Source organism: Flaviramulus sp., assembly GCF_982512915.1.
Genome location: NZ_CEWOCJ010000012.1, coordinates 1 through 11,743 on the forward strand (window position 1 = coordinate 1; position 11,743 = coordinate 11,743).

The 11,743-nt window shown below is 28.9% G+C and carries 10 protein-coding genes; 3 read left to right on the top strand and 7 right to left on the bottom strand.

What is annotated here, in order from left to right; genetic code table 11:
* The first annotated feature begins 256 nt into the window (after positions 1–256).
* The 3 genes from AC1XJX_RS09285 to AC1XJX_RS09295 all read left to right on the top strand — a co-directional run bounded on the left by AC1XJX_RS09285 (position 257) and on the right by AC1XJX_RS09295 (position 3,260).
* The gene (locus tag AC1XJX_RS09285) at positions 257–1,036 is read left to right on the top strand and encodes an AAA family ATPase (protein WP_482003701.1); all 780 of its coding nucleotides are present in this window, start codon (positions 257–259) and stop codon (positions 1,034–1,036) included.
* A gap of 79 nt (positions 1,037–1,115) precedes the next feature.
* Positions 1,116–2,687, top strand: coding sequence for a helix-turn-helix domain-containing protein (locus AC1XJX_RS09290; protein WP_482003702.1), 1,572 nt, complete (start codon positions 1,116–1,118; stop codon positions 2,685–2,687).
* Positions 2,688–2,756: 69 nt separating this feature from the next.
* On the top strand, positions 2,757–3,260 hold the full coding sequence (locus AC1XJX_RS09295; RefSeq protein WP_482003703.1) for a hypothetical protein: 504 nt from the start codon (positions 2,757–2,759) through the stop codon (positions 3,258–3,260).
* Between the two features lie 13 nt (positions 3,261–3,273).
* Here the strand turns inward: AC1XJX_RS09295 and AC1XJX_RS09300 are convergent, their stop codons facing one another.
* The 7 genes from AC1XJX_RS09300 to AC1XJX_RS09330 all read right to left on the bottom strand — a co-directional run bounded on the left by AC1XJX_RS09300 (position 3,274) and on the right by AC1XJX_RS09330 (position 11,725).
* Entirely contained in the window at positions 3,274–3,507 is a 234-nt protein-coding gene (locus tag AC1XJX_RS09300) for a DUF6095 family protein (RefSeq protein ID WP_482003704.1), read from the bottom strand.
* Complete coding sequence (gene murQ, locus AC1XJX_RS09305) at positions 3,494–4,315, bottom strand: N-acetylmuramic acid 6-phosphate etherase (RefSeq protein WP_482003705.1); 822 nt, start codon at positions 4,313–4,315, stop codon at positions 3,494–3,496. The genes AC1XJX_RS09300 and murQ overlap by 14 nt, the downstream gene beginning before the upstream one ends.
* A gap of 29 nt (positions 4,316–4,344) precedes the next feature.
* On the bottom strand, positions 4,345–5,805 hold the full coding sequence (locus tag AC1XJX_RS09310) for a TolC family protein (RefSeq protein WP_482003706.1): 1,461 nt from the start codon (positions 5,803–5,805) through the stop codon (positions 4,345–4,347).
* A 6-nt stretch (positions 5,806–5,811) separates the two neighbouring features.
* Positions 5,812–7,164: an ABC transporter permease gene (locus AC1XJX_RS09315; RefSeq protein WP_482003707.1), complete on the bottom strand. Its 1,353-nt coding sequence runs from the start codon at positions 7,162–7,164 to the stop codon at positions 5,812–5,814.
* 2 nt (positions 7,165–7,166) lie between these two features.
* Complete coding sequence (locus AC1XJX_RS09320; protein ID WP_482003708.1) at positions 7,167–8,411, bottom strand: efflux RND transporter periplasmic adaptor subunit; 1,245 nt, start codon at positions 8,409–8,411, stop codon at positions 7,167–7,169.
* 124 nt (positions 8,412–8,535) lie between these two features.
* The gene (locus AC1XJX_RS09325) at positions 8,536–9,348 is read right to left on the bottom strand and encodes a DUF4249 family protein (RefSeq protein ID WP_482003709.1); all 813 of its coding nucleotides are present in this window, start codon (positions 9,346–9,348) and stop codon (positions 8,536–8,538) included.
* Positions 9,349–9,352: 4 nt separating this feature from the next.
* A complete protein-coding gene (locus AC1XJX_RS09330; RefSeq protein WP_482003710.1) occupies positions 9,353–11,725 on the bottom strand; it encodes a TonB-dependent receptor in 2,373 nt (790 codons plus the stop codon).
* Between the last annotated feature and the right edge of the window lie 18 nt (positions 11,726–11,743).

Below are 11,743 nucleotides of genomic sequence, written 5' to 3' on the forward strand. Positions count from 1 at the left end.
TTTTTTGCTTATTAGTGAAATATTAAGGTTTTTGATAAGTTAAGCTTTTTTGAATGACCGATAAAAATGATTTCCTTGATTTTAGGCTTGTTAAGCATTGCTAAGAATAACAATAAGCCTCAGCTTCTTTCTCTATCTAATAATTATATTAATATAAAAATTATATATTAGATATTGTAGTTTTATTTTTTCTAAAAAACTCGCCATTACAAACTTCAAAATTACTATATTCCAATTCTTTTTTTAATATCTTTTAATGACTCTAAATAGTGAATTGGAATTAGCTTGGGAGTTTGTAAACAATACAAACCGATGTATTTTTTTAACAGGAAAAGCAGGTACAGGTAAAACAACCTTTTTACATCGATTGAAAACACATAGTTTAAAGCGTTTGGTTGTTGTTGCACCTACGGGTGTAGCTGCTATTAATGCTAAAGGTGTTACGATTCATTCTTTTTTTCAAATGCCTTTTGGTCCTGTTTTACCTGAAACCAATTTAAATAATTCTAGTGTATATAACCGAAAGTTTAGTAAGACTAAAATCAATATCATAAAATCAATGGATTTATTAGTTATTGATGAGATAAGTATGGTGCGTGCCGATTTACTAGATGGTATTGATAGAACGTTACGACGTTATAGAAAAAGAGAAAAGGTCTTTGGAGGAATACAAGTACTCATGATTGGAGATCTTCAGCAATTGTCGCCTGTTATTAAAGATAACGAATGGCAATTGTTAAAACATGTTTACAATAATGGCTTCTTTTTTAGTAGTAAAGCTTTTCAAGAATGTCAGTCGGTTACCATAGAATTAAAGCACATTTACAGGCAAGAAAATCCTAAGTTTATTCAGATTTTAAATGAAATAAGGAATAATAAATTGACGGAACCTTCAGCTTTAGAATTAAATAAACGCTTTATTCCAGATTTTACACCAGAGGCCGATTCAGGTTATATATCATTAACAACCCACAACAACAAGGCTGAGGAAACAAACAGGATTGAGCTAGATAAAATCAAAACCTATAAGTTATAATGCGAAAGTTGAAGGTAAGTTTCCAGAGTTTTCTTTTCCCAATGATGTAGTACTTACATTAAAAGTTGGTGCTCAAGTCATGTTTATAAAGAATGATAGTAGCCAAGACAAACGCTATTTTAATGGGAAAATTGGAAAAGTAATTCATTTAGATAATGAAGAAGTGGTAGTACATTGTCCAGACGACGATTTTAATATTGTAACAACTTCCGAAGTTTGGGAAAATATAAATTATACGCTCGATTCTGAAACAAAAGCTATTACCGAAGATAAAATTGGTGCTTTTACTCAGATTCCATTAAGATTAGCTTGGTCGATAACTATACATAAAAGTCAGGGTTTAACCTTTGAAAAAGCTATTATTGATGCTCAGGGAGCTTTTGCTCATGGACAAACTTATGTTGCACTTAGCAGATGTATATCTTTAGAAGGTTTAGTTTTAAGAAGCAAAATAAGTTCTAGCCAAATTATAAGCGACAGCAATGTTATCTCGTTTAATAAAAAGGCAGAGGCGAATGAACCTGATGTTCTTGTTTTGAAGCACTCTCAAAAAATGTTTCAGTTAGATTTGATTTCTGAGGTTTTTGGATTTTACGAATTTATGTATCCTGTAAATCGTTTATTAGATATTTTTTATAAGAATAGAAATAGTATAGAGGGAAAGGTTGAGCAGCCAATACTAACAATTAAAAAGACACTTACTAATTTTTTAAAAGTAAGCAATGGGTTTAATAAGCAACTTAAACAACTAGCAGAAAATGACACATTACCAGAGCTTAGTGAAATTATTCAAGAACGTTTTAAGAAAGCGATTACTTATTTTAAATATGAATTAGAAACGAATCTTGTTAAAGCTATAAAAGAATTTGGATTTACTACTGATAATAAAACAGTTGGTACCGAAATAAATAAAAATATTGATACGATTGAAGATATTTTAGAAGCAAAGCTTTTATTTTTTAATGGACTATCTGATGGTTTTACAACAAAAAAACTTCTTGAGTTACGGGCAAATTCAATTTTCCTTTCAAAGGATAAACCTAAAAAAACACGTAAAACCGTTATAGATGGTACAGCCAATCTAGAATTATTTGAATTGTTGCGTGTATTACGAAATATGATTGCGAATGAAAACGACCTAATACATTTTCAAGTTTTTACTCAAAAAGCTTTATATGAAATGTGTGAAACCTTACCATTAACTAAACAAGAATTGTTACTTGTAAACGGTATGGGTAAAAAGAGAGTTGAAAAGTATGGGAACGCTATTTTAGAAGTTATTAAAAATTTTTGTGATGAAAATGATATAGAAACACAGAATGATAATCCTTCTTTTGAGCAACAAAAAGTTAAAAATGAAAAAATTGACACAAAGAAAATGTCTTTATACTTATTTAAGTCTGGAAAATCTATAGAAAATATAGCTTATGAAAGAGAATTAAATGAAAACACAATTTTTGGTCATTTAGCAAGTTTCATCGATTCTGGCGAAATCAGAATAACGGATATTATATCTAAACTTCATTTTGAAGAATTAAAAGCTTTAATTCCTGAAAAAACTTTTGATGGATTATCAGACTTAAAACTTCAATTAGATGATAAATATAGTTTTGCAGAAATACGTTTAGTAATTAATTATTTAAAAAATTAGTTATTAATTGTAAGGATACTCTACAGATAAGACAAAGTATATTAATTTAAATTAATTATTTTAGTATCTATGAATATTATAATAGAATCTACACTTCAAACACTTTATAAGGCTCAAATACTATTACTTAATTTAACAGATGAACAGTTATGTAACAATACTGTGTCTCCTTATTATTCAAGTATAGGTTCACATATTAGGCATATCTTAGATTTTTATGAATGTCTATTGTGTTTTAATTTAGAAAATAAAATTGATTTAACAGTAAGGAGTAGGAATAAAGATGTTGAATCTAAATGTATTTCTGCAGAAAATTATTTAACTACAATAATAAGAAAATTAAATAATTATAACTTAGATGATAATAAAACTGTAGTTGTGGTTGATGATTTAGGTCTGGGAAAAATAGATATTCCCTATACTTTAAGTGCTTTATTTGCCCAAGCTAATAGCCATACTATTCATCATTTTGCTATTATAAATTATATTTTAGATAGCTTGGGTATTAATTTAAATCAATGCTCAGATTTTGGTTATAATCCTACGACACCTAGACAAACATCTATAAATTAGAATTAAATGTGAATTATTTCTTTTTAAACATACTATTCATAATTGTTTTAATTCCTTTAAATAAAAGAAAAATTGCAAATCCTGAGATTAAACAACCTACAATTAGTATTGGAATGTAAAGTGGTTTTTCTGGATTATTAAACGCAATGCTTAATAGTATTGGTCCCATAAATAAGCTTAATAAAGCAAAAACTAATGTTTTTATTCCTTTTATTAATGTTGTTTTATCTGTTTTATTTGTTTCCATTGTTATAATTTTGAATTGCTAATCGGACATTACCATTAGCCTCTATTAATATTTTTGCTTTATCTTCAGTAATGTTTAACTCACTCATAAGTATTTTAACACCCCTATCAACTAGTTTATTATTGCTTAGTTGCATGTCCACCATTTTGTTTCCTTTTACATGTCCTAATTGAATCATTGTGGTGGTGGTTATCATATTTAAAACCAATTTTTGAGCTGTTCCGGCTTTCATTCTTGAGCTACCGGTAACAAATTCTGGACCTACTAAAACTTCAATAGGATATTTAGCCGTTTGAGAAAGTGGACTATTTATATTACAAGTTATACAACCTGTAATGATATTGTTTTTATTGCATTTATCTAAAGCAGCGATTACATATGGAGTTGTTCCAGATGCAGCAATACCAATTACAACGTCTTTTTTGTTTATATTATAAGCTTGTAAATTCTCCCAACCCAGAGTTAATGAATCTTCGGCAAATTCAACTGCTTTTCTTATGGCCGTATCTCCACCAGCTATCAACCCAATGACTAAATCATGTGGCACACCAAATGTTGGTGGGCATTCTGAAGCATCAAGTATACCTAGTCGTCCACTAGTACCAGCGCCAATATAAAATAAACGCCCTCCTTTATTTAATTGATTAACAATTTTTTCAATTAATTCTTCAATTTTAGGAAGTGCTTTTTCTACAGCAATTGGAACTGATTTATCTTCATTATTTATATTAGAAAGTAATTCTGATACGCTCATCTTTTCCAGATGATTGTAATTAGAATCTTGTTCGGTAGTTTTTATGAAACTCATAATTCAAAAATATGAATTAATAGTGAGTTTTAATCATAAAGAACATCCTCAACTTCTAATTTTTTATCATTTATAAAATCATAAAGTGTTAACTGTCTTAATATATAGTAATCTCTCCAAAATTTCTCAAGTGAATTCAAGTAATCAAATACAGCTAAATCCCTTTCTTCTAAAGCAATATTTAAATCAGTTATAGTTACTTTATTTAAAATGTATCTTTTTTTAGAAATTTCATATCGTTTCATCGAAACTTCTTTTGCTTTTTCTGCAGTAACTAAAAAGTCTCTTTGGTTAGACCAATTTAATACGTGTAAATATATTTCTTGTTCAAATTCTTGCTTGTCCTGATTTATGTTATTATTTGTTAAATCTAAATTAGCTTCAGCCATTTTACGTCTAGATTTAGAGACACCCCAGTCAAATAAGGGTATTCCAACAGATACCGATACGTTTTGTTGTTTGTTAAAGTTGCTAAACAAGTTATTAAAATCATCACCATTTTGGGATATTCCAAAATTGGCTCTAACCCCTAATTGTAATCTATTATTACCTTTTTGGAATGCTACTTCTTTTTCGGCTTCTAAACGTTTTCTTCTAAACTCTATAACGGCTTTTCGATTAGATTCAGCTTCATTTAAGGCTTTATCTATTTCTACCTCAAAAAGAGGAAGTTGTTTTGGAATATCTAACTCTAAATCTTCAGTATCCAATTCTAAGTAGCGTGCTAAATTTTGTGAAGCTCTTTTTAATTCTACTTTATTAGTTGTAACCCTATTTTTAGAATTCAAGAATCTTAATTCCATTTGTAATAGCTCGTTTTCTGCAATTTTTCCAACACTAAACCTTCCTTTAGCTATTTGAAACAGTGTATCTTGGTTTTTTAAATTAGTTTCAGAAATTGCGAGTTGCATTTGAGCTTTAAGTAAATCAAAATAAAGGTTAGAAGTACTTACTGATATTTGTTCCATATTTTCAATAAAATCTCTTTTTGATTCTTCATAAATTAATGGTTCAATCTTTTTATCCCATTTAAATTCATTGAATAGTACTGAATTTTGAAGATAGTTAATGGAAAAGGGAATAACAGAATAACCTACATTATCGTCTATTCCAAATAATTCTACGCGTTCTAAATTTGTGTTTACTGATAAAGTACCACCTGTATAGGGTATGCTTTGAGAAATTGATAAACCACCTTCTGCAAGTAACTGATTTTGTGTTACAAAGATGTCTTGTCCTGTATCGTTTGTTATTCTACGTACTGCATTTCGGTATTCTGGAAGCGTCGCATTTAGTCTGAGTTCGGGTAAAAAACTTGCTTTATAACGTCTGAAGCGCCAATAGTTAGATTGATTTCTAGTTAAATTGATTTTATAATCTGGTGATTTTTTTCGTGCAATTTCAATAGCTTCAACTAACGTTAGCTTTTTTGATTGCGCATTATTTATTAAAGGAAAAATAATGATAATAATGATGAGTATTTTTTTCATGTTTACTTATTCAGACCTTAAAGCTTGTATTGGTTTTTTATTTGCTGCGGCTTTTGCTGGAAATATTCCAAAAATTAATCCGATTGCTACGGCTATTAAAAATGAAATCAGAATGGAGTTTACAGATAGAATAGTTTCTATTCCTGAAAAAATTTCAATGATGTAAGCTCCAATTATTCCAAGAATAATTCCAATAAATCCACCACCAACACTTATAAGGACAGATTCAGATAAAAATTGTAAAATCACGTCTTCTTCTGTTGCACCAATAGCTCTAATTATACCTATCTCTTTGGTTCTTTCTAATACGGAGGCCAGCATAATATTCATGATACCAATACCTCCAATTAATAAAGAAATTCCAGCTATTATGATTAAAACTATATTAAATATTTGTTTTGTTTTTTGCTGCTGTTTTAGTAATTGTATTGGGATTTCTATTTCAAAATCTAAAACATCATTATGTCTTCTTTTTAGCATTTTACTTAAAACTTCAGCAGTAGCTTTTAATTCATTTGAATTTGATACTTGGATTGTTAATTTGTCAATTTGATGATAATTACCTCTTGGAATTCTTTTTTTCGGCCCATTTTGATTGAAGTTTTGAGCACCTACTTGATCAGTAATTATTTTACGATCTTTGTAACGCACCAAGAATGTGTTTATAGGTATATATATGTCTTCGTTTAAATCCCTTATTCCTAAATTTTCTTGTGCTTTTTCAGAAATCAACTTTTCTTCAATAACACCTATTACTTTTAGCCAAACATCTTTAACTTTTATCTGTTTTCCGATTGCGCTTTGACCGGTAAATAATTTTTTCTCTACTTTTTTACCTATTATGCATACTGGCAAAGCATTTTTAATTTGAAATTCTGAAAAACTTTTACCGTTTTCTAAATTTATATTTGAAGCTTCTAAAAAGCTAGGGGAAATACCAATAAGTTTTACTGAATTTTGTCTTCCATTATTAATAACATAAGTATTCAAAATTATTTCTGGACTAACTAACTTTATATTAGGAATATTTTTTTGCAAACTTAGAGCATCTAATATGTCTAGGCCTTTAGAAAAACGCTTTGATTCATTTTCATTTGCATTTTCATCTATTTCAGCTTCCTCTTTATCCTCCTCATCAGGTATAGGTATAACAACAATATTATTTACACCAACTAATTCTAGTTGTGCTAAAATCTCTTTTTCGGCACCATTTCCAATTGCCAACATGGTAATTACTGATGCAACTCCAAAAATGATACCTAGTGCTGTTAAAAAAGTTCTAACCTTGTTCGTTTTTATAAACCAATAAGCCTCACCAAAATTAGATTTTAATTTTTCTAAAAGTATTTTGTCTATCATGCTTATTTTAATAGCGTTATACTTTTATCATCTGAGTCTTCAGGTTTATTTAAAAATATGACATCACCTTCTTTTAATCCTTTTTTTATAATTACGACTTCGTTATTTGAAGAACCTAATTCTACTTGTCTTTTCTCAATTGATAATCCAGATTTTACATAAGTATAACTTATAAAATCATTTGCAAATACGCCTTCTAAAGGTATCATCAAAACATCATCTTGTTTATCTATTAAAATTTTGTTAGATGTAGTCATTCCGGGTCTAATATTTTTATTTGTCTCGTTTAACTTAATTAAAACCTGAAAAAGTTTAATATCCGAGCCAGCTTTAGTTTCGCCTACATTAGCTACATCAGTAACAATGCCGTCTAGTTCTATATCTGGAAATGCATCAAATCCTATTTTGACAGTTAAATCTTTCTTTATTTTTCTAATATCTACCTCATTACTATAAGTTTTTGACTCCATTTTTGTTAAATCTGGTAAACTAGCAATTGCTGGTTCCCAAGGAGATATAGTAGAGCCAACTTTCTTTTTGGTGCCATTCCATTCTTTTACATAGGTTACCATACCATCATCATCAGAATAAATTGTAAATTCTTTTTGTAATTGTAATAATTCTTCAATTTGTTTAGAAATCTTAGAAACCTCCGTACCAACTTCAATCATTTTTGCATTGGCTTGTCTCTTTTTGATTGAATAATCAGCTCTTTTTTCTTTTAGATCTCTAGTCGTTTTTTCTAATTTAATTTCTAAGGATCTTATAGTTGAAGGAGGTTCGTATATAGAACGTTCTAATTCTAAACTATCTTCTTCAATGTTAAATAACAGGTCTTTAATTGAATTTCGCTCTTGTTTTAGAGTAAGTGTAGTATCTAGTTGTTGTTGAGTATATCTTGATTGAGCTTTTTCTAAATTTAACTGAGCTTCATTAATTTTCCCATTTACTTCAGAGGCATCTAGTTTGCCAATATATTCACCCTTTTTTACAATGGTACCTTCAGCGACTAAATCTTGTATTTTTATTTGATAAATATTAAATCTTCGTGCGTTACTTGGGCCGTTAATTTCTTTTGAACTTGTAGATTGAGCCTCTCCAGATATGAAAACTTCATTTAAAAAAGTACCTTTTAATACTTTGGTTGTAATTGAGACGTCTTCATCATTTTTAGAATTAAAATACGAATAAGCAATTATTATAATAACGACAAAACCTATGATATAGGTAATTTTTTTCTTATTCATTTATTTTATATTAGATTGATTGTCAATAAAAATAAATAAAATACCTATCTATAAAATTTTATTATTGTTAATATCATCTTAAAAGCAATAATTTTTAATTGTTATAAATAAAAAATGAATTGAATTATTGTACGATATAAGTTAATTTGTCAGCTTCAGAGGCTCTAAAGTAACCAAAAGGAAAGTTTTTAGGATTTGTTTGGTTTATACAGTTTCCTCTAACTGTTGCAGGTTGTGTTTGAAATGGGTCTCCAGATTGGTCGTCGGTTTGTTGTAAAAGTATATTCATAAACTCATAATATCTTTCAGAGATACCAGAATTTATAATTAATAGTTCTTCATCAGTTTTAAGATTTTCATTTGAATGAAATGCAAAAATTTGATTTCCATCAGTAAATTCATCATCATAAACCTCAATGTCTTTACTGTTTCTAGATGCTACAATAAATTCGAATAAATAAAAGTTATTAATATTCAATGGGTCTGAATAGAAAGCTTTAATCTCGATTTCATCTCCAGCAAAACCACCATCATTTTTTTGTTCAATAAACTCAATTGGTACAACAGGTATTAAAGTTTCAGTTGCTGTATATATTTCATTATTATAGTTAATAATTAAATTATAGGTTTCATTAATAGCAGGTATGAAAGTATTATTATTGTAAATTCCTGTTGATACTTCTTCAATAAAATTAAAAGTATTATTATTTGAATCTGTTACAGTAACTGCAGCACCAGTTGCTGGAGGGACAGTTTCATCAAAAAATGGAGCTGTCAGTGACAGCTTTATCGACTGATTTCTTCCGTCAGTTCCCTTTACCCAATTTAGAGAGGCATCGATAACTAATCTTGGTTCTACGGTATTTAAATTAATTTCTATAACGTCTTCACAGGATACTAATAATAAACTAAGGAGTATAATTAATACTTTTTTCATAGTCTTAAAGTTTAAAATTATATGATATAGATGGAACAATTCCGAAAATTGCTAATCGAGTAGCCTCGTTTAATCCAGTTTCAATATTTTGACCAAAATTTATGGTTGCAGCATTTCTACGATTGTAAATATTGTAAATGCCAAATACCCAATAGCTCTGTATACCCTTCTTTTTGTTAGGTTTTGGTGTGTAATTAAAAGCGACATCTAAACGATTATAAGCCGGGAGTCTATCAGAATTTCTTCCATTAAAACTGGGTATATTGATACCATTGTATTGGTATTGTGCATTAGGAAATGTACCAGGTTGACCAGTTTGAAATAAAAAATTAGCATTTATTTTCCATTTTTCATTCCAATTATAGCTTCCTGTAAATGATATGTCGTGTGTTTTATCAAATGGAGTATTATACCAGTTACCATTATTTATTCCAATTTCTGAAGGTGTTCTACCTTTTGTTTGTTGTTCAGATTTTGAGAGTGTGTATGCTAACCAACCTTTAAATTTACCTTCATTTTTTCTTAAAAGAACTTCTAATCCATAAGCTCTGGCTTCACCATTTAAAATAACTTGTTCGATGGCGTTGTTAGCTATTAAATTTGCACCATCTATATAATCAATTCTGTTTTTTATAGTTTTATAAAAACTTTCTAATTCTAAAGAGTATGAGTTGTTATTGAAGTTTTTAAAATATCCTAAAGCAAATTGATCTAGTATTTGTGGCTTAATATATTTACCACTTGGCGCCCAAACATCGAGTGGAGTAGGGGAATTTGTGTTTGATAATAAATGTAAGTATTGACTCATTCGATTATAACTCATTTTAATTGAGCTACTTTCTTTAAGTTGGTATGCTATTGATGCTCTCGGTTCTAGATTATAAAAGCTTTCAATAATATCATTTCGTTTAAAATTTTGGATATCTATAGGATTTGCTTTTTCATAAATTTGAAAATCTTCATTGAATACAACTGCTTGATTGTTTTCGTATATATTTAGTTCATCTTGACCTAAACGATGAAAAGCACTGAAGCGTAAACCATAAGAAAGTGCAAGCTTATCAGATATTTTGTGTTCTGAATCGACGTAAATAGCATTTTCAAAAGCATATTTATCAGTTAGTTTAAAAGGATTGATTCCAGAAGTTTCAATAGTTGGTTTTATATCACCTGGATTAAATTTGTAATAAATACTATTTAAACCATATTGTAATTTTATTGTATTGTTTATGTAGTGTTTTAAATCGTATTTTAAGTTGAAGTTTTGAATGCCCGAAACCCAATCAAACTCTACGAAATTTAGTTTTAAATCGTAATAATAATCCGAATAAATCACTGATAAATTTGAAAATAATTTATCAGAAAATAAATGATTCCATCTAAAGTTTAAAACAGAATTACCATAAGTATTTTCAAAAGTATCTTCAATTCTAAATACATCTCTTCCAAAATAACCAGAAAGGTAGATATTATTTCTATCGTTTAATTTGTAACTTAATTTTGTGTTTAAATCATAGAAGTAGGCAATATTATTAATATCAAATAGGGGTAGAAATAAATGCGCATAACTTGATCTGCCACCTAAAAGAAAAGACCCTTTTTCTTTTTTAATAGGACCTTCTGCTAGTAATCTACTAGAAACAATACCAATACCTCCATTTAAATGAAAATCTTTATTATTCCCTTCTTTTTGATAAATGTCTAAAACCGAGGAGACGCGTCCGCCGTATCGCGCAGGAATTCCACCTTTATAAAGTTTCAAATCCTTAATGGCATCTGGATTAAATACTGAAAAGAATCCAAACAAGTGGGATGAATTAAATATCGTAGCCTCATCTAAAAGTATTAGATTTTGATCAGCTGCACCACCCCGAACATTAAAACCCGAAGCACCTTCACCTGCATTTGTAACTCCGGGTAAAAGTGTTATCGCTTTTATTATATCGGACTCACCAAGGACCACAGGAATATTTTTTATTGTACTTGAGGTTAACTTATTAACGCTCATTTGTGGTGTTTTTATATTTAGTTTTTCAATATTTTCTGTAATGACTATTTCATCTAAATTTTCAGCAGATTCATATAAGCTAAAATTCTTAATAATATCTTTTGTAAGAGTGATGGTTTCAGATATCGAATTGAATCCTAAGTAACTTACTAAAATTTGATAAGTTCCTTCAGGAATAGTTATTGAATAAAATCCGTATTCGTTTGTCGTTGTTCCAGTTTTTAAGTCTGGAAAAATAATGTTAACTCCAATAAGTGTTTCATTACTTTTTTCTTCAGAGATAATACCACTTATTGTAAATTTTTCTTGAGCATCAAGCGAAAAGTTATTAACGCAAAAAACAACAAGAAACCAGAGAAGGTTTTTCATTGGCAATAATTTTTTCCA

Excerpts from the sequence above, each read along its gene's own strand:
- AC1XJX_RS09285 (WP_482003701.1), top strand. The coding sequence starts at position 257 with ATGACTCTAAATAGTGAATTGGAATTAGCTTGGGAGTTTGTAAACAAT.
- AC1XJX_RS09290 (WP_482003702.1), top strand. The coding sequence starts at position 1,116 with ATGTTTATAAAGAATGATAGTAGCCAAGACAAACGCTATTTTAATGGG.
- AC1XJX_RS09295 (WP_482003703.1), top strand. The coding sequence starts at position 2,757 with ATGAATATTATAATAGAATCTACACTTCAAACACTTTATAAGGCTCAA.
- AC1XJX_RS09300 (WP_482003704.1), bottom strand. The coding sequence starts at position 3,507 with ATGGAAACAAATAAAACAGATAAAACAACATTAATAAAAGGAATAAAA.
- murQ (WP_482003705.1), bottom strand. The coding sequence starts at position 4,315 with ATGAGTTTCATAAAAACTACCGAACAAGATTCTAATTACAATCATCTG.
- AC1XJX_RS09310 (WP_482003706.1), bottom strand. The coding sequence starts at position 5,805 with ATGAAAAAAATACTCATCATTATTATCATTATTTTTCCTTTAATAAAT.
- AC1XJX_RS09315 (WP_482003707.1), bottom strand. The coding sequence starts at position 7,164 with ATGATAGACAAAATACTTTTAGAAAAATTAAAATCTAATTTTGGTGAG.
- AC1XJX_RS09320 (WP_482003708.1), bottom strand. The coding sequence starts at position 8,411 with ATGAATAAGAAAAAAATTACCTATATCATAGGTTTTGTCGTTATTATA.
- AC1XJX_RS09325 (WP_482003709.1), bottom strand. The coding sequence starts at position 9,348 with ATGAAAAAAGTATTAATTATACTCCTTAGTTTATTATTAGTATCCTGT.
- AC1XJX_RS09330 (WP_482003710.1), bottom strand. The coding sequence starts at position 11,725 with ATGAAAAACCTTCTCTGGTTTCTTGTTGTTTTTTGCGTTAATAACTTT.